The organism is Pseudomonas syringae KCTC 12500 (assembly GCF_000507185.2).
GTDB classification, from domain to species: Bacteria; Pseudomonadota; Gammaproteobacteria; order Pseudomonadales; family Pseudomonadaceae; genus Aquipseudomonas; species Aquipseudomonas syringae.
On sequence record NZ_AYTM02000002.1, the window covers coordinates 4,564,737 to 4,585,642 of the forward strand.

19 protein-coding genes are annotated in these 20,906 nt (G+C 59.1%); 11 read left to right on the forward strand and 8 right to left on the reverse strand.

Annotated elements, in window-relative coordinates; translation table 11 throughout:
- Nucleotides 1-104 precede the first annotated feature (104 nt).
- On the forward strand, nt 105-1,367 hold the full coding sequence (locus tag V476_RS20610; protein WP_024959225.1) for an MFS transporter: 1,263 nt from the start codon (nt 105-107) through the stop codon (nt 1,365-1,367).
- A gap of 59 nt (nt 1,368-1,426) precedes the next feature.
- On the opposite strand, the gene tcuC is transcribed toward V476_RS20610, so the two are convergent.
- Nucleotides 1,427-2,719 carry an MFS transporter gene (gene tcuC / locus V476_RS20615; RefSeq protein WP_003415899.1) on the reverse strand — a complete coding sequence of 431 codons (1,293 nt, stop codon included), beginning with the start codon at nt 2,717-2,719 and terminating at the stop codon, nt 1,427-1,429.
- Between the two features lie 399 nt (nt 2,720-3,118).
- Here tcuC and V476_RS20620 point away from each other — a divergent pair, with 399 nt between their 5' ends.
- Nucleotides 3,119-4,141 carry an FAD:protein FMN transferase gene (locus V476_RS20620; RefSeq protein WP_161780143.1) on the forward strand — a complete coding sequence of 341 codons (1,023 nt, stop codon included), beginning with the start codon at nt 3,119-3,121 and terminating at the stop codon, nt 4,139-4,141.
- 165 nt (nt 4,142-4,306) lie between these two features.
- Nucleotides 4,307-5,701 (forward strand): Si-specific NAD(P)(+) transhydrogenase, encoded by a 1,395-nt coding sequence (gene sthA, locus V476_RS20625; protein ID WP_003315081.1) that lies wholly within the window; start codon nt 4,307-4,309, stop codon nt 5,699-5,701.
- A gap of 42 nt (nt 5,702-5,743) precedes the next feature.
- On the opposite strand, the gene V476_RS20630 is transcribed toward sthA, so the two are convergent.
- Together V476_RS20630 and V476_RS20635 are read right to left on the reverse strand one after the other, a co-directional pair.
- A complete protein-coding gene (locus tag V476_RS20630; RefSeq protein ID WP_024959226.1) occupies nt 5,744-6,466 on the reverse strand; it encodes a glycerophosphodiester phosphodiesterase in 723 nt (240 codons plus the stop codon).
- Nucleotides 6,467-6,510: 44 nt separating this feature from the next.
- The gene (locus tag V476_RS20635; protein WP_003315079.1) at nt 6,511-7,098 is read right to left on the reverse strand and encodes a PilZ domain-containing protein; all 588 of its coding nucleotides are present in this window, start codon (nt 7,096-7,098) and stop codon (nt 6,511-6,513) included.
- A 102-nt stretch (nt 7,099-7,200) separates the two neighbouring features.
- Between V476_RS20635 and V476_RS20640 the strand changes: the two genes are divergently transcribed.
- From V476_RS20640 to queF, 4 genes are all read left to right on the forward strand, one after another.
- Complete coding sequence (locus V476_RS20640) at nt 7,201-8,451, forward strand: lipoprotein-releasing ABC transporter permease subunit (RefSeq protein WP_003415903.1); 1,251 nt, start codon at nt 7,201-7,203, stop codon at nt 8,449-8,451.
- A 7-nt stretch (nt 8,452-8,458) separates the two neighbouring features.
- A complete protein-coding gene (gene lolD / locus V476_RS20645; RefSeq protein ID WP_016567727.1) occupies nt 8,459-9,142 on the forward strand; it encodes a lipoprotein-releasing ABC transporter ATP-binding protein LolD in 684 nt (227 codons plus the stop codon).
- A 75-nt stretch (nt 9,143-9,217) separates the two neighbouring features.
- A complete protein-coding gene (locus V476_RS20650) occupies nt 9,218-10,462 on the forward strand; it encodes a lipoprotein-releasing ABC transporter permease subunit (RefSeq protein ID WP_024959227.1) in 1,245 nt (414 codons plus the stop codon).
- 130 nt (nt 10,463-10,592) lie between these two features.
- The gene (gene queF, locus V476_RS20655; protein WP_024959228.1) at nt 10,593-11,423 is read left to right on the forward strand and encodes an NADPH-dependent 7-cyano-7-deazaguanine reductase QueF; all 831 of its coding nucleotides are present in this window, start codon (nt 10,593-10,595) and stop codon (nt 11,421-11,423) included.
- A 152-nt stretch (nt 11,424-11,575) separates the two neighbouring features.
- Here the strand turns inward: queF and V476_RS20660 are convergent, their stop codons facing one another.
- Nucleotides 11,576-11,845, reverse strand: coding sequence for a DUF4404 family protein (locus V476_RS20660; protein ID WP_024959229.1), 270 nt, complete (start codon nt 11,843-11,845; stop codon nt 11,576-11,578).
- Nucleotides 11,846-11,948: 103 nt separating this feature from the next.
- Nucleotides 11,949-12,557, reverse strand: coding sequence for an HAD superfamily inactivated hydrolase PcrP (gene pcrP, locus V476_RS20665; RefSeq protein WP_024959230.1), 609 nt, complete (start codon nt 12,555-12,557; stop codon nt 11,949-11,951).
- A 198-nt stretch (nt 12,558-12,755) separates the two neighbouring features.
- On the opposite strand from pcrP, the gene V476_RS20670 reads away from it, so the two are divergent.
- Nucleotides 12,756-13,457 (forward strand): MlaA family lipoprotein, encoded by a 702-nt coding sequence (locus tag V476_RS20670; RefSeq protein WP_024959231.1) that lies wholly within the window; start codon nt 12,756-12,758, stop codon nt 13,455-13,457.
- A gap of 88 nt (nt 13,458-13,545) precedes the next feature.
- On the opposite strand, the gene V476_RS20675 is transcribed toward V476_RS20670, so the two are convergent.
- On the reverse strand, nt 13,546-13,845 hold the full coding sequence (locus V476_RS20675) for a PilZ domain-containing protein (protein ID WP_003315069.1): 300 nt from the start codon (nt 13,843-13,845) through the stop codon (nt 13,546-13,548).
- 267 nt (nt 13,846-14,112) lie between these two features.
- Between V476_RS20675 and rssB the strand changes: the two genes are divergently transcribed.
- Both rssB and rssC read left to right on the forward strand, forming a co-directional pair.
- Nucleotides 14,113-15,297: a two-component system response regulator RssB gene (rssB, locus tag V476_RS20680; RefSeq protein ID WP_003315068.1), complete on the forward strand. Its 1,185-nt coding sequence runs from the start codon at nt 14,113-14,115 to the stop codon at nt 15,295-15,297.
- Nucleotides 15,294-15,779 carry an anti-sigma factor antagonist RssC gene (rssC, locus tag V476_RS20685; protein WP_003315067.1) on the forward strand — a complete coding sequence of 162 codons (486 nt, stop codon included), beginning with the start codon at nt 15,294-15,296 and terminating at the stop codon, nt 15,777-15,779. The genes rssB and rssC overlap by 4 nt, the downstream gene beginning before the upstream one ends.
- An 84-nt stretch (nt 15,780-15,863) precedes the next feature.
- Here rssC and tal read toward each other — a convergent pair whose 3' ends face one another.
- Nucleotides 15,864-16,793, reverse strand: coding sequence for a transaldolase (gene tal / locus V476_RS20690; RefSeq protein ID WP_024959232.1), 930 nt, complete (start codon nt 16,791-16,793; stop codon nt 15,864-15,866).
- A 208-nt stretch (nt 16,794-17,001) separates the two neighbouring features.
- Nucleotides 17,002-19,371, reverse strand: coding sequence for a TonB-dependent siderophore receptor (locus V476_RS20695; protein ID WP_024959233.1), 2,370 nt, complete (start codon nt 19,369-19,371; stop codon nt 17,002-17,004).
- A 238-nt stretch (nt 19,372-19,609) separates the two neighbouring features.
- On the opposite strand from V476_RS20695, the gene V476_RS20700 reads away from it, so the two are divergent.
- The gene (locus V476_RS20700) at nt 19,610-20,872 is read left to right on the forward strand and encodes a M20/M25/M40 family metallo-hydrolase (RefSeq protein ID WP_024959234.1); all 1,263 of its coding nucleotides are present in this window, start codon (nt 19,610-19,612) and stop codon (nt 20,870-20,872) included.
- The last annotated feature ends 34 nt before the right edge of the window (nt 20,873-20,906 follow it).

Sequence of the window (20,906 nt, forward strand, 5' to 3'; positions counted from 1 at the left end):
TAAACGGGCCGAATCCTGCGCAGGCAGGCTTCGGCCCGTTTTGTTTTGTGGCTGACCATGAGAATCTGTGGCGCGCAGATTTTCTGGACGATGGAGTATCAAGGATGAGCAGTTCGGCCCTGGACGGTTCGCAGCACCCCCTCAAAAGCAGCTTCTTCCTGCTGTTTCTGACGATCTTCATCCCCTTCGGGCTGGGGCATTTCGTTTCCTACCTGTTTCGTACCGTCAACGCAGTGATTTACGTTGATCTGCAGACCGACCTGAGTTTGCCCGCGAGCAGTCTGGGTTTGCTGACTGGTGTGTACTTTCTGACCTTCGCCGCCGCACAGATTCCGCTCGGCGTCATGCTGGACCGCTATGGGCCGCGCAGCGTTCAGGCGCCGATGCTGCTGTTCGCGGTCGCCGGCTCGGTCATCTTCAGTATTTCCAGCACCGAGACAGGGTTGTTGATCGGGCGAGGGCTGATTGGCCTGGGGGTAGCGGGCTCGCTGATGAGTGCGATCAAAGCGTGTGCCATCTGGTTGCCGGTCGAGCGTTTGCCGCTGAGTACCGCCTGCCTGCTGTCGATTGGTGGGCTGGGTGCGATGGCGTCGACCACGCCTTTGCATGCGCTGCTGAGCTGGTTGACCTGGCGAGAGGCGTTTCTGGTTCTGGCGCTGCTGACCTTGTGTGTGGCGGTGGTCATACACCTCAGCGTTCCCAAAGCCTACGAGAGCAAAAAAACTCGTTACAGCGATATGTTTGCCGCGGTCGGCAAACTGTACTCGTCGTGGACGTTCTGGCGTCTGGCGCTGTACTCGGTGTTCGCGCACGCCATCTACATGTCGGTACTGTCTCTTTGGATGGGGCCGTGGCTACGCGATATGGCGGGCTTGAGCGATTCCGGGATGGCCAATGTGCTGTTGTTCGGAGCTATCGCGATGGTGGCGGGATCCCTGACGTTCGGCGCGATCACCGATTATCTGCGCAGGTTCGGCGTGCAGCCAATCATGATCTGTGGCACCGGCATGCTGATCTTTGTCGGTTTTCAGGTGCTGATGGCGAGCGGCTTGTCAGTATCGCCCTATCTGATTGCCATGGGCTTCAGCTTCTTCGGCACCTCGACGACCATGAACTACGCCATTGTGGCGCAATCGGTGTCACCGGAACTGGCGGGCAGGGTGAGTTCTTCATTCAATCTGGTGGTGTTCGTGCTGGCGTTTTTCCTCCAGTGGTTGATGGGAGTCGTACTTAATCTATGGCCAGCGTCCCAGGGCGCCGGTCACTCGCTCGAGGCCTACCAGTGGTCGTTGGGCCTCATGATTGCGCTGCAATTGCCTGGCGTGTTGCTCTGGCTCAGCTTTCGTCCCTGGAAACGCAAGGTCTGAAAACGCAAAACCCCGGCCGAGAGACGCTCGAGCCGGGGTTTTCTTTTGCGATGCAGCGATCAGCTGGCTGAAGCCGCCACAGGCGCTTCAAGCTTTTGCCCGCCCTTGCGGAACAGCACCAGCGTGGCCACCAGGCCCAGCACTGCTGCGCCGGTCAGCCAGATGCCTGGCGCTGCCTTGTTGCCCAATTCGTGAATCAGGTAAGTACAGGCCGCCGGGGTGAAGCCGCCGAAGGTCGCGGTCGCCAGGCTGTAGGCCAGCGAGAAACCCGTGGTGCGGACTTCGACCGGCATGATCTCGGTCAGCGCCACGACCATCGCGCCGTTGTAGGAGCCGTACAGGAACGAGAACCACAGCTCGACCATCAGCAGATTGCCGAAGCTCGGGTGTGCAACCAGCCACGACAGGGCGGGGTAGGCAGTGGCGATGGCCAGCACGGTCGCGGCAATCAACAGCGGCTTGCGGCCGATGCGATCAGAGAACGACCCCATGATCGGCAGCCAGATGAAGTTGGACACGCCCACGCAGACCGTCACCAGCAGACTTTCCAGGTCGGTCAGGTTCAATTCGTTCTTGCCGAAGGTCGGGGTGTAGGCGGTGATCAGGTAGAACGACACGGTGGTCATCACTACCAGCGCCATGCCGCCCAGCACCAGACCGAAGTTCTGGCTGATGGAGCGCACCACTTCACGCAGCGTCGGGCGATGCGTGCGAGCTTCGAACTCTGGTGACTCTTCCAGCGAGCGACGGATGATGAAGATGGCCGGCACGATGAGGCAGCCGATCAGGAACGGCACGCGCCAGCCCCATTCGCCCATCTGCTCAGGGCTCAGCCAGTGGTTCAGACCCACGCCCAGCAAGCCGGCGAAGACCACGGCGGCCTGTTGGCTGGCGGACTGCCAGCTGACGAAGAAGCCTTTGCGGCCCGGTGTCGAGATTTCAGCCAGATACACCGAAACGCCACCCAGTTCCACACCCGCCGAGAAACCTTGCAGCAAACGACCGAGCAGCACCAGCAAGGGTGCGATGACACCCAATGTGGCGTAGCCGGGTACACAGGCAATCAACAGAGTGCCCATTGCCATCATCGCGAGGGTGATAATCAGCCCTTTGCGACGCCCGTGACGGTCGATGTAGGCACCGAGAAAGATTGCGCCCAGAGGACGCATCAGGAAGCCCGCGCCGAAGGTCGCCAGCGACAGCATCAACGAAGCGAAAGCGCTGTCGGAAGGGAAGAAGGTTTTTGCGATGGCCGTGGCATAGAAGCCGTAGACCATGAAATCGAACATCTCGAGGAAGTTACCGCTGACAACGCGAAAGATCGCTTTGCCCTTACTTGTTGTGGAGGCCATTTAGTTACTCGCTCAGGCTCGTCGGCTTGGAGTCCGTTGTCGTTTTTATCCCGTTCGCATCGCCATTTCGTGTGTGCAACTGGCGATGCGCACTTGTAACAGTATGTGTAACAGGGCTCAAAGACAACCGTTTCGGCGATTTGCTATCAGTTAACTGACGCTTGACAGGTCAAGAATATGGAAATCGTGCTGCGTGTCATTTTTATGAAACTTGATGAAACTTGATGAAAATTGATGAACAGGCAAGGCGCACAGGGAGCATAAGTGGCCGTCGACCACTAATATGCCGGTCGGCCTTGTGTCGGGGCGGTTCATGGGGTGTCAGGGCAGGTATGGACGCTTTTCTGTCTTGGTCGCCAATGGCAGCAAGTCACTCTGAAGGTTTTTATAGTGCGGGGCATGGGTTTGCGTAGGTTTGGCAAGGTTGCAGGGTGCCTCGTGTTGCTGGTGTGCAGTGGTTGTGGTCAGGAACGCAAGCTGGAAAGCTTTGGTGGGCCGACCATGGGCAGCCATTATTCTGTGGTGTATGCGCGCGCCTCCGGGCAGCCAGAGCCTGCGGCTGTGCGTCCGCAGGTTGAAGCGATTCTGGACGAGGTCGATCAGCAGATGTCGCTTTGGCGCACGGATTCGGATATCGAGCGCTTCAATGCATTGCCCGCCAATAGCTGCCAGGTGATGCCGGAACCGGTCTTGAAAATGATCGGCGTGGGCGAACAGCTGGCGCAGGAGAGCGACGGTGCCTTCGACCTGACGGTCAAGCCGTTGATGGACCTGTGGGGGTTGGGGCCTCATACGCTGTTCGAGCAGATGCCGCTGGTGCGGCAACTGGCCCGGACTCAGGCGCTAGTCGGTTATCGCAACCTGCGCATCGTCGGCGACCGGTTGTGCAAGAGCGCCGCGGTGCAAGTCGACCTCAACAGCATCGCCGCGGGTTATGCGGTAGATCGCATCAGCGAACGGCTGGACGCGCTTGGCTTGCACGATTATCTGGTGCAGGCCACAGGTGAGCTGAAAGTCAGTGGGCTCAAACCCGACGGCTCGCCCTGGCGGGTGACCCTGGACGCGCCGCTTGATGATGGCACTGTCACGCAAAAAGTATTTCCGCTCGAAGGCTACGCCGTGTCTACGTCGGGCGACTTTCGGCGTTACACCGACCATGAAGGATGGCGCATTTCCGATACGATCGATGCCCTGACCGGCAAACCGATCAGCCACAGTCTGGCGTCGGTGACGGTCATTGATCCCTCGGCGTTGATGGCCGACGGTCTGTCCTCCCTGCTGTTGATTCTCGGCCCGCAGCGCGGCTGGGATTATGCGCAAGAACATAAAATCCCTGCTTTTTTTGTGATTCGTGCCGATAAGCGCTTTATCATCCGCAGCAACGCGTCGTTTGATCGTCTGGTTGTGGAGCAGCCGCGATAAGTCAACGTGCCGGATTATCCGGTCACTGGCGTCAGGTGCAGACAAAAATTGGCCTTCGACGCGACCAAGGGTTAATGTTCGCCGCCTCGGTGCAGCGCTAGACTGCGCCGCGTGATTTAGCCAGAGATGCCAAAGTGGCGCCTCGGTCTGTTTAAAGGAGTACGCATGGCTGTCTACAACTACGACGTAGTGGTACTGGGTTCCGGCCCTGCCGGAGAAGGCGCGGCAATGAACGCCGCCAAGGCGGGGCGCAAGGTCGCCATGGTCGACAGCCGTCGGCAGGTGGGCGGCAATTGCACCCATTTGGGCACCATTCCGTCCAAGGCCCTGCGTCACTCGGTCAAGCAGATCATTCAGTTCAACACCAATCCCATGTTTCGTGCCATCGGCGAGCCGCGCTGGTTTTCGTTTCCGGATGTGTTGAAAAACGCCGAACTGGTCATCTCCAAGCAAGTGGCCTCGCGCACCGGTTACTACGCCCGCAACCGTGTCGACGTGTTCTTCGGCACCGGCAGTTTTGCCGACGAGACCAGCGTCAACGTGGTCTGCACCAACGGTGTGGTGGAAAAGCTGGTGGCCAACCAGATCATCATCGCCACCGGTTCGCGCCCTTATCGGCCGGCCGATATCGATTTCAGTCACAAGCGTATCTACGATAGCGACACCATCCTCAGCCTGGGCCATACCCCGCGCAAGCTGATCATTTATGGTGCCGGTGTGATCGGCTGCGAATACGCCTCGATCTTCAGCGGCCTTGGCGTGCTGGTCGAGCTGGTGGATAACCGTGATCAGTTGCTGAGCTTCCTGGATTCGGAAATTTCCCAGGCACTGAGCTATCACTTCAGCAACAACAACGTGATGGTTCGCCACAACGAAGAGTACGAAAAGGTCGAAGGTCTGGATAACGGCGTTATCCTGCACCTCAAGTCCGGCAAGAAGATCAAGGCCGATGCCTTGCTGTGGTGCAACGGCCGTACCGGCAACACCGACAAGCTGGGTCTTGAGAACATTGGCCTGAAGGCCAACGGTCGTGGTCAGATCGAAGTGGACGAGACCTACCGCACCAGCGTCTCCAACGTCTACGGCGCCGGCGACGTGATTGGTTGGCCAAGCCTGGCCAGTGCTGCTTACGACCAGGGTCGTTCGGCAGCGGGCAGCATGGTCGACAATGGCAGCTGGCGTTATGTCAACGATGTGCCGACCGGGATCTACACCATTCCCGAGATCAGCTCGATCGGCAAGAACGAACACGAACTGACGCAGGCCAAGGTGCCTTACGAAGTGGGCAAGGCGTTCTTCAAGGGCATGGCGCGTGCGCAGATTTCCGGGGAGCGGGTCGGGATGCTGAAAATCCTGTTCCACCGCGAGACGCTAGAGGTGCTGGGCGTGCATTGCTTCGGTGACCAGGCGTCCGAGATCGTGCACATCGGTCAGGCAATCATGAGCCAGCCGGGTGAAGCGAACACCATGAAGTACTTCGTCAACACCACGTTCAACTACCCGACCATGGCCGAAGCCTATCGGGTAGCCGCATACGATGGCCTCAACCGGCTTTTTTAAGCGACTCCGGCCGGTGGCCTGAGCCGGCCGGGGAGACCGATTTCAGTGATTCCCGAGCGTGGCGGTGGCCAAACCGGGAAAGTCTGTAATCAGGCTGTCGACGCCGAAATCAGCGAGCCTGCGCATCAGTGCAGGTTCGTTGACTGTCCACACCGACACATGCAGGCCCTGACGCTGTGCTTTCTGCAGCCGCTCTGGGGTACACAGTGTCCAGTTCAATGCCAGAATTTCACAGCCGTAACTCTGGGCGACCTTCAGCGGGTCGAGCCAGGCGTATTCGGCCACCAGCCCGCGCGCGATGTCCGGCGTCAGGTCGAGGGCGGCGCGCAGCACTTCGCGAGAGCTGGAGGTGATCGTCACCTTGTCCAGCAAGCCATGGCGCTGAGTCATTTCACGAATCGCCAGCACGGTGTTGGCGGCGCGAGTGCGTGAAGCGCTTTTGACTTCCAGCTGCCAGTGCTCGAAATCGCATTGTTCGAAGAGCTCTTCCAGGCGTGGAATCGGGCACGGCGAGACCCAGCCAGGGCCACCCTTGCGCGCGTCATACGTCACCAGGTCGTCTGCCAGGTGTTCGTTGACCTTGCCGCGTCGGTCGGTGGTGCGCTTGAGGGTCGGGTCATGAATGACCATCAACTCTCCATCCTTTGAAAGATGCAGGTCCAGTTCACAGCGGCGCACGCCGTGCTTGAGGCATTCCTGAAAGCTGGTCAGGGTGTTTTCCGGTGCTTCGCCCTTGGCGCCGCGGTGGCCGTAGATAAGGGTCACGTTTACTCCTGGCTACTACTGGTAGTGATAAAGAGGCAGGGTGTTCAATTTCCGGATGGCTGGCCCTGTTCCAGCGCCTGACGCCGCTGCTGAGCCTGACGCTGCAACACGTGGCGGGCGAGTAACTGGCGCTGGGCGTCCGGGAGATTGACGAACTCGGTACTGATATCGAAATTGCCGTCTGCCAGCGTGTCGCATTGGCAAACCCTGGCGCGCAGCATCAGACCCGCGGCCTGAGGCATCAGCACCATTTTGATCGACAGTTGTTCGCCGACTGCAAAAGCCTGTTGAGAATTGAACTGAATCCCGCCTTCGGACAGTTTGACCGGCTGGGGAGCGCCCAGCTTGCCCAGTGCGGTGTGGGCAACCACTTCGCCCAGCAGGTCGATGCGCTTGCTCAGCGACTTGAGAAAACTGTTCAGCACCCGGTCGCGCTCGTCGAGCTGGCGCATCAAATGCTGCGACTCGAACTCGCTCACGTGCAGCTCGCTGAGCAGGTCGAACAGCGTCGAGGTGTCCTGCATGGCATCCTGGCTTGCCTGGTCGGCGGCAGACAGGGGGTTAATTTCCAGTGCGACGCTGTCGTCGATACGGTAGTATTCGCGGCGTCCTGCTTCATCTAATGTCGACATGGCGAACCCAAGCTAGCGGCGGTGGTCAGAGAGTTTCGAGTGTAAAGCTGCACGTCAAGGCCCGCCACACGGACGTCCTCATTCCTGCGAACAAATTCCTACATGTTCAGACCTCTTTTTGTATTTATCGGCACGCGCTACACCCGTGCGAAGCGACGCAATCATTTTGTTTCCTTCATCTCCCTGACCTCCATGATCGGCCTCGCCCTGGGCGTTGTGGTCATGATAGTCGTGTTATCGGTGATGAACGGTTTCGATCACGAAATGCGTACCCGCGTGCTCGGCATGGTGCCGCACGCGACCATTGAATCGGCTGATCCGATCACCGACTGGCGCGGCCTGGCCGCGAAAGTTCAGGAAAACCCGCAGGTGCTGGCCGTTGCGCCGTTCACCCAGATGCAGGGTTTGCTGACCCACGACGGCAAGGTGCAGAAAGTGCTGCTCAACGGTATCGACCCGGTTGAAGAGCGCAAGGTCTCGATCATTGACCACTTCATCAAGCAGGGCCAGCTCGACAGCCTGTCGCCCGGCAGCTTCGGCATCATGATCGGCGACAAGGCCGCAGCCAAGCTGGGCGTCGGCATCGGTGACAAACTGACCTTCGTTGCACCTGAAGTGACGGTGACGCCGGCCGGGATGTTCCCGCGCATGAAGCGTTTCGAGGTGACCGGCATCTTTCACGTCGGCGCTGGCGAAATCGACGGTTTTCTGGGGCTGACCAACCTCGATGACCTCGGCCGTCTGCACCGCTGGAAGCCCAATCAGGTGCAGGGCCTGCGTCTCAAGTTCGACGACCTGTTCGCGGCGCCACGTACCTCGTGGGAAATCGCGCAGAAGCTGGGCGAAAACAATTTCTACTCGCGTGACTGGACGCGCACCCACGGCAACCTGTATCAGGCCATCCGCATGGAAAAAGCCATGATCGGTCTGTTGCTGCTGCTGATCGTGGCGGTGGCGGCCTTCAACATCATTTCCACGCTGGTGATGGTCGTCAATGACAAGAAGGGCGACATCGCGATTCTGCGTACCCTGGGCGCTACGCCGCGACAGATCATGGCGATATTCATGGTCCAGGGCACGGTGATCGGCGTGGTTGGCACGCTGATCGGTGCGGCCTTGGGTATTCTGGCGGCGCTCAATGTCAGCGCAGCCATTGCTGCACTCGAAGGGCTGATCGGCCACAAGTTTCTCAACGCCGACGTCTACTTCATTGATTACCTGCCTTCGCAACTGATGGCCCAGGACGTGTTCCAGGTCTGTGGTGCAGCGTTGGTCCTGAGTTTCCTCGCCACCCTGTATCCCGCCTGGCGTGCTGCGCGCACCCAGCCGGCGGAGGCGTTACGTTATGAGTGAGTCGGGCATGTCTGATAAAGCAGTATTGAGTTGCCGCAACCTGGGTAAATCCTACGAGGAAGGCCCGGAGTCCGTGGTGGTGTTGTCCGGCCTGCAGCTGGAGTTGCACCCTGGCGAGCGTGTTGCGATCGTCGGCAGTTCGGGGTCGGGCAAAAGTACCTTGCTCAACCTGCTGGGCGGGCTGGACACGCCGTCCGAGGGCAGTGTCTGGCTGGCCGGCGAAGAGTTGTCGGCGCTGGGCGAAAAGGCTCGCGGGCTGCTGCGCAATCGGGCGCTGGGTTTCGTCTACCAGTTCCACCATCTGCTGCCCGAATTCACCGCGCTTGAAAACGTCTGCATGCCATTGTTGATCGGCCGTACGCCGATCCCCGAAGCCCGCAAGCGCTCCACTGCATTGCTGGAACGTGTCGGCCTCGGTCATCGTCTGGCGCACAAACCTTCGGAGCTGTCCGGTGGCGAGCGTCAGCGTGTGGCAATTGCCCGTGCCCTGATCAATCAGCCGGGTCTGGTGATGCTTGACGAGCCGACCGGTAACCTCGATCACCACACGGCGCAGGGCATTCAGGACCTGATGCGTGAACTGAGCACGTCGTCGCGCACGGCGTTTCTGATCGTGACCCACGACATGAACCTGGCCCGGCAAATGGACCGCGTCCTGCGTCTGGAAGACGGCCGCCTCGTCGAGGCCTGATCGACCCGGCCCGGCGCAATTCATCGCGCCGGGTTCCAGTTTTTATACGGTGTATTTTCCCACGGTGCTTCGCGAATGTTCAGACCGTTACCCATCTTCATCGGCATGCGCTATACCCGCGCCAAACGCCGCAAAAGCTTCATCTCGTTCATTTCGATGACCTCGATGATCGGTCTGGCACTCGGTGTCCTGGCGATGATCGTGGTGCTGTCGGTCATGAACGGTTTTCAGCGGGAAATGAGCTCGCGGATTCTCGGCATGGTGCCGCACGCGGTGATCGCCGGTGACACTCCGGTCGATGACTGGAAACCGCTGGCCGACGCTGCGCTGAAAAACCCTGAAGTCACCGCTGCGGTGCCGTTCACCGACATGGAGGGCATGCTGTCCTACAAGGGCTCGATGCAGCCGATCCAGATCAGCGGCGTAGACCCGGCGCTGGAACATGAAGTGTCGATCGTCACGCAGCACATCACCCGCGGAAGTCTCGAAGACCTCAAGCCGGGTGAATTCGGCGTGGTGCTGGGCGATATCACCGCGCGCCGCTTTCGCTTGAGCATCGGCGACAAGCTGACCCTGATCGTCCCGGAAGTCAGCAGCGCCCCTGGCGGCATCACGCCGCGCATGCAACGCCTGACCGTCGTGGGTATTTTCAAGGTCGGTGCCGAACTGGATGGTTCGATGGGCCTGATCAATATCGCCGATGCGGCGCAGATGCAACGCTGGCAGCCCAATCAGGTTCAGGGCGTGCGACTGGCGCTCAAGGATCTGTACAAGGCGCCCCAGGTGTCCACTGCCATTGCCGCCGGTCTGGGTGAAGGCTATCGCGCGGATGACTGGACCCACACACAGGGCAGCCTGTTCAGTGCCATGAAAATGGAAAAGACCATGATCGGTCTGTTGCTGCTGATGATCGTCGCCGTGGCCGCGTTCAACATCATTGCGACGCTGATCATGGTGGTTAACGACAAGGGTGCAGACATCGCCATCCTGCGTACCATCGGCGCCACGCCGCGGCAGATCATGGCGATCTTCGTGGTCCAGGGCACTGTCATCGGCATCGTTGGTACGTTGATCGGCGGCATCCTGGGGATTATTGCCGCGCTGAACGTCAGCAGCCTGGTGGGCTGGCTAGAGCGGGTCAGCGGCCAGCACATCTTCAGTTCCGATGTGTATTTCATCAGCAACCTACCTTCAGAACTGCAGGCCGGTGACGTGCTGCTGATCTGCAGTGCCGGGTTTATCCTGAGCTTTTTGGCGACCATCTACCCCGCATGGCGCGCCGCGCAGATCCAGCCGGCGCACGCACTGCGTTACGAGTGACAGAGCCTGAGTCACCTTCGTCGAGGCCGCAGGGCGGCCCGCGAGGGTGATGGGGCAGCGCGGATTTTCGCTGAAAGCCCCACGCAAACGCTATAAACTCGCCGCGTTAATTCATGATCCAGGTATTGCCATGCATCCCGCAGCCGAACACTCACCGCTGGGCAAGTCCAGTGAGTACATCGCCACCTACACGCCGTCTCTGTTGTTCCCGATCCCTCGCGCCGCAAAATGGGCCGAGCTTGGGCTTACCGCGCAGACGCTGCCTTATCAGGGTGTCGATTTCTGGAACTGCTACGAGCTGTCATGGCTGCTGCCTTCCGGCAAGCCGGTTGTGGCCATCGGCGAATTCAGTATTCCGGCCGAATCGCCCAACATCATCGAATCGAAGTCCTTCAAGCTGTACCTCAATTCGTTGAATCAGACGGCTTTCGCGAACGTCGAACAGCTGCAGACCACTCTCGAGCAGGATTTGTCGGCTGCGGCGGGCAAGCCGGTCGGCGTGCGTATTCGCAGCCTGGCGGAAATCGAAGAAGAAGGTGTCGCGGCGTTGCCGGGCGTGTGCATCGACGACCTGGACATTTCGGTCAGCAGCTATGACCGGCCGCAGCCCGAGTTGCTGCGTTGTGATGACTCGCGGGTGGTGGAAGAGAGCGTTCACAGTCATCTGCTCAAATCCAACTGTCCGGTCACCAGCCAGCCTGACTGGGGCAGCGTAGTGGTCGAATATCGCGGCGCAGCGCTGGATCATGCCAGCCTGCTGGCGTATATCGTCAGCTTTCGCCAGCACTCGGATTTTCATGAGCAGTGTGTGGAAAGAATCTTCCTCGACCTGCAGCGCTTGCTCAAGCCGGAGAAGCTCACCGTGTATGCGCGCTACGTGCGCCGCGGTGGTCTGGACATCAACCCGTACCGCAGCACTGAAACGCTTGATGTGGACAACCGCAGGCTGGCGCGTCAGTAGTAGTGTCTGAGGCCTGGGGAGTGGACGCAAAGCGTCCGGAACGGCATTCCCACGCGAAGCGTGAGTAACGATAGGTCTCAGTGGTGACAATGTTCTGCGTCGCACCGCGCATCAGCGGCCCAACGCAGAGCCAGCAGAGCGGCATTCCCCGATCAGACTCCGATGTTACCCAGCGTCTGCACGATGTTGCGCAAGGTTCCAGCGATGGTCGGATGCTCCAGCTCGAAACGCTCGACGGCCAGATTCACGCCATCAGCCAGGCTGCTGTTCTGCTCGTGGGTAGCCTGTTCCAGCCGAATTTTAGTTTCAATTTGTTGCATGAGCTCGTGCAGGTTTTCCCGCTCGGACTCTGACATCGGCGGGTTAGTCTCCAGGTGCTCGCGCAGGGTATTGAGTTGTTCTTGCAGTTCGCGGGCGGGCATGACGTGCTCCTTGATTGATAAGTCTGTCTCATGGACTTCGCCGGAGAGCTAAAGGTCCCTGTTCAATCAAGACTAATCCAGTCTGCGCCCTGCTGCATATGTATCAGGGTTTTTCGCCCTTGCTGCGTCGCAGGGCGATGTCGGCCAGGCAGGATTCCAGCTCGCCCAGATGGTCGATCACCGAATGCACCCCCAGCGAATAGAGTTTGAGCGTGGCCTGCGCGCGTCGCTGTTCACGTTCTGCATTGCTGAGCGCTTGCCATTGCGAGGGCGAGAGTCCGCACAGTGGTCCGCAGGAGGCCAGGCCAATGGTCCACAGCCCGGCGTTCAGCCCGGACTGCAACAGGCGCGGGTCGCCGCTGATCAGTACGCAGCCATCCAGATGGCTGACTTTCAGGGCCATCAATGCCAGCCAGCAGGCATCCGGTGCGGGCCAGCCTGCGGTCGGGCGGGGGGCGGGAATCATCCAGTCACTTACCGGCAAAGACAGTGCGGCGCTCACGCTTTCAGGCAGTTCATCGAGCCAGGCGCAAGGCATGCTCTGGTCGCGCAGGGTCTGCAGAACAGCCTTTGCACCCGGTGTGAACTGCGTGTGCTCATCGCCGGGTGTGCGCGAGTTTGCGGCCTGCGCGCCGAAGTCCACCAGGCAGCCGCTGAGGCCGAACAGCAGGGCAGGGAAGGTTGGCAGAGGCGTGAGGACCGGGGCGAGCATGAGGATCTCTCTGAAATATCGAGAAACGCTACCGATCTTTTGTGACACTTCGATGAATGTGCGATGACGGAGTTTATGCGGAACCCTTTGCTGACAGACCTGCCTTATTCTCGACAGAAGGCTTTATACTCCCTGTCCTAGCGTGTGGGGCGTAGCACCCGCGTCATTATTTCGATATCTCGATCAGGAGTGTCAGCTATGCCCGTGACCGGTGCAGGCTTTATCAAACGTTTGGTGCAATTGTCCCTGTGTGCCGGCATGGCGCTGGTTCCCGTAGCCGTTCAGGCCGCCGAGGACGATCCGTGGGAAGGTATCAACCGTTCCATTTTTACCTTCAACGATACTCTTGATGCTTACACGCTCAAGCCGCTGGCCAAGGGATATCAGTACATCGCACCGCAATTCGTCGAAGACGGTATCCATAACTTCTTCAGCAACATCGGCGATGTCGGCAACCTGGCGAACAACGTGCTGCAGGCCAAGCCTGAAGCGGCGGGCGTCGACACTGCGCGCCTGATTGTCAACACCACCTTCGGCCTGCTGGGCTTCATCGACGTAGGTACCCGCATGGGCCTGCAACGCAACGATGAAGACTTCGGTCAGACGCTGGGCTACTGGGGCGTGCCGAGCGGTCCGTTCGTAGTCATTCCGTTGCTGGGGCCAAGCACCGTACGTGATGCGTTTGCCAAGTACCCGGACACCTACACCTCGCCCTACCGCTACATCGATCACGTCCCGACCCGTAACACGGCGCTGGGCGTCAACCTGATCGATACGCGTGCCAGCCTGCTGTCTGCCGAGCGCATGGTCAGTGGCGATCGCTACACCTTCATTCGCAATGCCTATTTGCAGAACCGCGAGTTCAAGGTCAAGGATGGCAAGGTCGAAGACGATTTTTAATCGCTACTTTGCCTCTGCATGAATCAATAAAGGCGACCTTGGGTCGCCTTTATTATTTTGTAAAAGTGTGAACCGGTTCCGCCCGTTTTCACTTCATCGAGACGATTGAAAGCCCCAGTTTCTGTCCACCACCTTCTTCATCATTCACCCAGACCACCTCGGTTTCGGCTTCAAGCCCCTTGAGTGCAGGATGGTCAGAATCAATACGCACGTCGAGTTTGTCTCCGACCTGGAACGAGCGTGGCGCCTGAACCTGCATGCCAGAACTGGAAAGGTCAATGCATACGGCAGGGATCACCTGGCCGGCGTGGATCAGGTTGACGTCTGCATCGACGCGCATGCGGATGTAATCCCGCTTTTCCTCGTAGTCGCGATCATTTCGACTCATGTACAGTCCTTCGTTTTAGTTGCTGATTTGTGAGTTCTTATAACTCTGGGTGATTTGCGATGTAAAGAGCGCAAAGTGAGGGTAGGAGCATGCTTGAAACACCCGTCGGATGGGAGTACCGTCTGCGCCTTGAAGGGCACCTCTGAAACACGACAGACTTATCAAGTTGTTGCGTGTTATTGCGGAGAGGCTAGAAGCGAATCCAGTAAGTGGCTTCCGGTAATCCCGGGCCGCCTACGCCAACCTGATCTGGCGCCGTTTGCCCCCATGCCAAAAACCAGTGCCAAGCTGCTGATTATCGATGACGACGACGTAGTGCGCGCAAGCCTTGCCGCCTACCTTGAAGACAGTGGCTTCAGCGTTCTGCAAGCGAGTAACGGCTTGCAGGGAATCCAGATATTCGAGCAGGAGAACCCCGATCTGGTGGTCTGCGACTTACGCATGCCACAGATGGGCGGGCTTGAGCTGATCCGTCAGGTCACCGCCATCGCGCCGCAGACGCCTGTCATCGTCGTTTCCGGCGCGGGCGTGATGAGCGATGCAGTCGAGGCCTTGCGCCTCGGCGCTGCCGACTACCTGATCAAGCCTCTCGAAGATCTTGCCGTACTCGAGCATTCGGTGCGTCGTGCGCTGGATCGTGCTCGCTTGCTCACTGAAAACCAGGTCTATCGCGAGAAGCTGGAAAAAGCCAATCGCGAGCTCGAAGCCAGCCTTCACCTGTTGCAGGAAGACCAGGACGCAGGTCGGCAAGTGCAGATGAACATGCTGCCGATCACGCCCTGGTCGATTGACGCGTTCAAGTTTGCGCACCAGATCATTCCGTCGTTGTACCTGTCCGGCGATTTTGTCGATTATTTCAGGGTCGACGAACGGCGCGTCGCTTTCTATCTGGCCGATGTTTCAGGCCATGGCGCGTCATCGGCATTCATTACCGTGCTGCTGAAGTTCATGACCACGCGGCTGCTGTTCGAGTCCAAGCGTGGTGGAACGCTTCCGGAATTCAAGCCGTCGGATGTGCTGGGACATATCAACCGTGGCCTTATCAGTTGCAAGCTGGGCAAGCACGTTACGATGGTCGGCGGTGTCATCGACGAAGAGTCAGGTAAACTGACGTACGCAGTGGGCGGACACCTGCCATTGCCTGTGTTGTATTCCGAAGGGCAGGCGCATTATCTGGAAGGTCGTGGACTCCCGGTAGGGTTGTTCAACGAGGCGACTTACCAGGATCATGAAATCGATCTGCCCGAGTCCTTCAGTCTGACCATGTTGTCTGATGGCATACTGGACTTGTTACCCGGTGATACACTCAAAGAGAAAGAAGCCGTCCTTCCCGAATTGGTCAAGACGGCTGGCGGCAGCCTGGATGGCTTGCAGCGGGTTTTTGAATTGGCAACGCTAGGGGAGATGCCGGATGATATCGCCTTGTTAGTGTTAAGCAGGAATCTTGAATGAGTACCGGTAGAATCCAGTTCGCCGAGCAGGAAGGCACCTTCGTTCTCAAGTTCGTGGGTGAAGTGCGGTTGACGCTGTGTTCGGCACTGGATGCGACTATCGAGCGCATCTTCACTGCGCTGAATTTCTCGGCGGTGGTCATTGACCTGACCGAAACCCGCAGCATTGACAGCACAACGCTTGGCCTGCTGGCCAAACTGTCGATTCTGTCACGCCAGAAGGTAGGCCTGTTGCCGACCCTTGTGACCACTCACGAGGACATCACGCGCCTGTTGCAGTCGATGGGCTTCGATCAGGTCTTCAACATCGTTGACCGGCCTCTGCCGCGGCCTGAGTGCCTGACTGATCTGCCTTCACAGGACCAGTGCGAAGAAGTGGTGAAAGCCAAGGTGCTTGAAGCGCACAAGATCCTCATGGGCCTCAACGACTCCAATCGTGAAGCGTTCCATGATCTGGTCAATGCACTGGAAGGTCAGCGCTAGGCATCAGTTGCGTCTGTCTCTCTGATCTCAGAACGGCAGGCAGCAAAAAGGGCGACACCTGCGAAGGTGTCGCCCTTTTCATATTCAGGCTTTTTTGGCGGAGAGCAGTGCTTCCAGCTTTTCCTGATCGCGAGCAAACTGGCGAATACCTTCAGCCAGCTTTTCGGTGGCCATGGCGTCTTCGTTGGAAGCCCAGCGGAACTGGCTCTCGGTCAGGCTCTGACGCGCTTCGCCGGCGTTGCCCGGTGCAAGCTTGCGTTCCAGAGTGCCGGTGTCCTCAGCCAGCTTCTTGAGCAGGTCGGTGCTGATGGTCAGACGATCACAACCGGCCAGCTGTTCGATCTGGTTCAGGTTGCGAAAGCTCGCACCCATGACCACGGTCTTGAAGTCGTTGGCCTTGTAGTAGTTGTAGATGCGCGATACCGACTGCACGCCCGGGTCTTCTGCGCCGGTGTAGTCGGTGCCTGTCGACTTCTTGTACCAGTCGTAGATACGGCCCACGAACGGCGAAATCAGGAACACCCCGGCCTCGGCGCAAGCGACTGCCTGGGCGAAGGAGAACAGCAAGGTCAGGTTGGTCTGGATGCCATCCTTTTCGAGCTTCTCGGCTGCGCGGATACCTTCCCAGGTAGCTGCCAGTTTGATCAGCACCCGATCACGCTTGATGCCAGCGGCGTCGTACAGACCGATCAAACGCTTGCTGCGCTCGATCAGGGCATGGGTGTCGAAGGAGAGGCGTGCATCCACTTCAGTGGATACGCGACCCGGAACCACCTTGAGAATTTCCTGACCGATGGCGACTGCAAAACGGTCGCAGGCCAGGCCGATGTCGCCCTTGCTACCGTCGAACGCTTTGCCCAGCATCTTGGCGTTGTTCGCGTCGGAAGCGGCCTTGAGCAGCAGGGAAGGGTTGGTGGTGGCGTCCTCGGGTTCGAGGCTCTTGATTGCGCCGAAGTCGCCGGTGTCAGCAACAACGGTGGTGAATTTCTTGAGTTGATCCAGCTTGGAAGTCATGAGCGTGCTCTGTCCTGTGCGGTTGGATGACATTACCCGAGCGCTGCCGACCACTCAAGGCCGCAGCGTTTACTGCTGCCGATGATAGGCCCTGAGGGACGGCATTGTCGTGAATACCTTTGTCTAGACTGTTTTTGAGCCTCGCACCGACTGCTTGTTCCCTTGATATGAATTTAACCTCTGCCGAGCGGCCTGCACGCTGCAGGTTTCACAGCGACCACTTCAGCGAGACCATCAGGTTGCGCGGGTCACCGTAAACGCCGCTGCCGGTTGCCAGCGGAATGCCTTGCCAGTATTTTTCGTCGAATACGTTGTTGAGATTGACCCGCGCGTCCCAGTGCTCGTCGAACCGGTAGCCTGCCATCAGCCCCACGACCGCATAGGCATCCTGCACGGAGTGACCGTTGCCGACCCGGTTGTACGTCTCGCTTTGTGCCAGGACATCTGCACCCACGCGCCATTTGTTCAGGTTGCCGGGCAGGTGGTAGGACGTCGCTGCCTTGAACAGGTGTTTCGGCTGATTGGGCGCAAACAGGTCGCCCTTGTCATTGGTTCGGTCCTTGACGTACTGGCTCAACACCAATGTGTAGGAAGCGGAGGCCTGCCAGTCAGGTGTCAGTTGGCCGGTTATTTCTGCGTCGATACCTCGACTGCGCACTTCCCCGGCGGCTTCGTAACAGACGCGATTTTGCTGCTGGCAGGCGGCTGGCGGGTTGACGATGGCATACGCGCGGTTTTCCTGGGTCATGTCGAAGACTGCCAGCGAGGCATTCAGGCTGCCGTCGAAGTATTCGCCTTTCAGACCGATTTCATAACTTTCGCCGGTCATCGGGTCAAGCACGCCGCCCCCCACGTCCAGCTGATTCTGCGGCTTGAAAATCTCGGTATAGCTGGCGTAGGCCGAGTAGGTGTCGTTCAGGTCATAGACAACACCGGCGTAGGGCGTGACTTCGCGGATGACCTTGTAGTCGCCATTATTGGCCGAACGATTCTGGTAGTCGTACCAGCTCACCCGGCTGCCGACGATAAGGTGCAACGGATCAATCGGGTTGAAACGCGCGGCAGCGTAGACGCCTTCCTCGGTGGCGGTGTTCTGGCTGACATAGGCCGTGCGCGTGGCAAGGTCTGGCTTTGCAATCACGTTGGGATTGAAGTGATGGATATCGATTGGCGTGGAGCCGTAGAAGCCGCCTTTCTGATCGAACTTCTCTTCGCGACGACTGACCCCGAGCATCACCTCATGCTCTCGGCCAAACAGCTGGAACGGGCCGGACAGTGAGCCGTCGAGGCTGGTCTGCACATCCGTGGTGTCGTACTGGCCGGCTGCCTGGCCGTAGCCGGTGCCGTTGGCGGTCAGGTAGTTGGAGTACATGTCGGACTCCGCCCAGATTCTGGTCGCTGCCAGCTTGCTGCTCCAGCCGTTGTCGAAATGATGGGTCAGGTCAGTGAAAAGGCTGACGTTGTGTCTGTCCCAGTAGGCCCAGTCGTTGCTCAGGAACGTCGAGCGTGGCAGGTCAAGATTCTCGCCGTTCGGACCGGATGGCAGGCTGCCCCAGTCGGAGGTCGCGTCATCGCGCTGCCTCGAGGCGCCGATGGTCCAGGTGGTCGATTCGCTGAGATCGGCTTCCAGCACGCCATAGAACGTCTGGCGCTCTTTATCGCGCTCATCGACAAAACTGTTGCCCGTTTCGTAGGCCGCCACCACCCGGCCGCGCAACGTACCGGAATCGTTGAGCCGGTTCGACGCGTCCACTTCGGTACGGTAACGGTCCCAACTCCCTGCACTGGTGGTCACGCTCACTTGCGGAGTCGTGGTGGGACGCTTGCGGATCAGGTTCAGCGTCGCCGATGGACTGCCCGCACCGGTCATCAGCCCCGTCGCCCCGCGCACCACCTCGACGCGGTCGTACAGGGCCAGATCGGCACCGGAAATGGTGTCCAGTGTAAAGGTACTGACGATTGTCGGCAGACCGTCATACATCAGGTTATCGATGGCAAAGCCGCGCGCCAGAAATTGCTGACGGTCCGAGCCGAACTTGCGCAGCGTCACGCCGGGTGCATATTTGACGACATCATTGAGGTCGTTCATGCCTTGATCTTCAATGCGCTGGCGGGTGATCACGCTCACCGACTGCGGCGTCTCGCGAATCGACAGGGGCAGCCTGGTCGCGCTGCTCATCGAGCCGGTCGTATACGAGCCACTGCCTTCTGTAGTGGCCATTCCAGCGATTCCCGTTTGAGCGCTGATATCCACGTTGCCCAGCGTCATGGGGCCATTACTGGCTGGCTGGAATACCTTCACGGCATTGCCCTGCACTTGGGCGTCAAGGCCGCTGCCCAGCAGCAGTCGGCTCAGTGCCTGAGCCGGTTCCAGGCTGCCTCTTACAGCCGGGGCCTGCTTGCTTGCAATCAGGGAGTCATCAGCCGATATCTGCAGGCCGCTTGCCTGACTCAGTTGTGTCAGCGATTTGGAGAGCGGCTGTGCGGGCAGATCGAGTTGGACGGGGGCTGCCACTGCGGCGGCTGAAAGCCCAAGGACTACAAGACCGGTCAGCGAAGGGGGAAACGGACGAAGCATTAGGGTCATTCCTGCAATGGCTGAGGACGTGGTGATACATCTGGCAGAGGACGCGCCTCTCGACCGGGGTGACGGGCAGCGGCGGGGCGAGACTAACAACTTTTTCATATTTAATTAAATGCTAATCACTCTCAGTTACATCCTCATACATATTTGTTGCACGAGCCTCGCCTGTGGCGTCGAGCAACGCATTGGGGTAAAGATGCTGTTCAACTCGCGATCATCTGAAGGAACCAGCATGCATTCACGACGCTTCCCCATCACTGCCGCAATCGGACTTTCCCTGGCTTCAATGGGCCTGTTTTCCATGGCTGCCAGCGCCGCCGAACTGTCGCCCGATCAGTTGCTGAAAAAAGCCCAGGCCGAACAACCGGCCTACCTCGACACGGTCCGGCAACTGGTCGATATCGACACAGGCACCGGCCAGGCAACCGGGCTGAAGACCGTCAGCGCAATGCTGGTCGAACGTCTCAAGGCGCTGGGCGCAGAAGTTTCCACCACGCCGGCAGAGCCTTCGGCGGGAGACAATATCGTCGGTACCTTCAAAGGCAACGGCACGCGGTCTTTTCTGTTGATGGTTCACTACGACACGGTGTTTGGGCCGGGCACCGCCGCCAAGCGTCCCTTCAGACTCGACAGCGAGCGCGCCTATGGCCCGGGGGTGGCAGATGCCAAGGGCGGCGTAGCGATGATTCTGCACGCGCTGCAACTGTTGCAGAATGAGCAGTTCAAGGCGTTCGGTACGCTCACTGTGCTCTTCAACCCGGACGAGGAGACCGGCTCCAGCGGCTCGAAAAAAGTCATCGCCGAACTCGCTCGCCAGCATGACTACGTGTTTTCGTACGAGCCGCCTGACAAGGATGCCGTCACTGTTGCCACCAACGGCATCAATGGGCTGATTCTCGATGTCAAAGGCAAGTCGTCACACGCTGGCTCCGCTCCCGAGGCCGGACGCAATGCGGCCATCGAGCTTGCGCACCAACTGCTGCAGCTCAAGGACCTCGGCGACCCGGACAAAGGCACGACCGTCAACTGGACGCTGATCAAGGGCGGGGAGAAGCGCAACATCATTCCATCCAGCGCGTCGGCCGAGGCGGACATGCGCTATTCCGATCTCAGTGAAAGCGATCGCGTACTGGCTGATGGCCAAAGGATGGTGAAGAAGACGCTGGTCGATGGCACCGAAGTGACCTTGCAAATGGAAAAAGGCCGACCGCCGTTGGCCAGAAACCCTGGCTCCGAACAGTTGGCGAAAACCGCGCAGACGCTTTACCAGAAAACAGGCCGAACTTTAGAGCCGATTGCCATGCGTTTCGGTACCGACGCGGGCTATGCCTACGTACCGGGCAGTGCAAAACCGGCGGTGCTCGAAACCATGGGCGTGGTCGGCGCGGGCCTGCATGCCGACGATGAATACATTGAGTTGTCGAGCATTGCGCCCAGGCTTTACCTGACCGTCGCGTTGATTACGCAGCTGTCGAAGGGCGATGCGACACCCTGAGGGCCTGTGAGGTGAGGGCGGCAAGGCGTGGTCT

Coding starts and splice junctions, on each gene's coding strand:
- V476_RS20640 (WP_003415903.1), top strand. CDS start 7,201: ATGTTCAGACCTCTTTTTGTATTTATCGGCACGCGCTACACCCGTGCG.
- pcrP (WP_024959230.1), bottom strand. CDS start 12,557: ATGCTCGCCCCGGTCCTCACGCCTCTGCCAACCTTCCCTGCCCTGCTG.
- rssC (WP_003315067.1), top strand. CDS start 15,294: ATGAGTACCGGTAGAATCCAGTTCGCCGAGCAGGAAGGCACCTTCGTT.
- V476_RS20675 (WP_003315069.1), bottom strand. CDS start 13,845: ATGAGTCGAAATGATCGCGACTACGAGGAAAAGCGGGATTACATCCGC.
- rssB (WP_003315068.1), top strand. CDS start 14,113: ATGCCAAAAACCAGTGCCAAGCTGCTGATTATCGATGACGACGACGTA.
- V476_RS20660 (WP_024959229.1), bottom strand. CDS start 11,845: ATGCCCGCCCGCGAACTGCAAGAACAACTCAATACCCTGCGCGAGCAC.
- V476_RS20700 (WP_024959234.1), top strand. CDS start 19,610: ATGCATTCACGACGCTTCCCCATCACTGCCGCAATCGGACTTTCCCTG.
- V476_RS20635 (WP_003315079.1), bottom strand. CDS start 7,098: ATGTCGACATTAGATGAAGCAGGACGCCGCGAATACTACCGTATCGAC.
- sthA (WP_003315081.1), top strand. CDS start 4,307: ATGGCTGTCTACAACTACGACGTAGTGGTACTGGGTTCCGGCCCTGCC.
- V476_RS20695 (WP_024959233.1), bottom strand. CDS start 19,371: ATGCTTCGTCCGTTTCCCCCTTCGCTGACCGGTCTTGTAGTCCTTGGG.
- V476_RS20670 (WP_024959231.1), top strand. CDS start 12,756: ATGCCCGTGACCGGTGCAGGCTTTATCAAACGTTTGGTGCAATTGTCC.
- V476_RS20650 (WP_024959227.1), top strand. CDS start 9,218: ATGTTCAGACCGTTACCCATCTTCATCGGCATGCGCTATACCCGCGCC.
- lolD (WP_016567727.1), top strand. CDS start 8,459: ATGTCTGATAAAGCAGTATTGAGTTGCCGCAACCTGGGTAAATCCTAC.
- queF (WP_024959228.1), top strand. CDS start 10,593: ATGCATCCCGCAGCCGAACACTCACCGCTGGGCAAGTCCAGTGAGTAC.
- tcuC (WP_003415899.1), bottom strand. CDS start 2,719: ATGGCCTCCACAACAAGTAAGGGCAAAGCGATCTTTCGCGTTGTCAGC.
- V476_RS20620 (WP_161780143.1), top strand. CDS start 3,119: ATGGGTTTGCGTAGGTTTGGCAAGGTTGCAGGGTGCCTCGTGTTGCTG.
- tal (WP_024959232.1), bottom strand. CDS start 16,793: ATGACTTCCAAGCTGGATCAACTCAAGAAATTCACCACCGTTGTTGCT.
- V476_RS20610 (WP_024959225.1), top strand. CDS start 105: ATGAGCAGTTCGGCCCTGGACGGTTCGCAGCACCCCCTCAAAAGCAGC.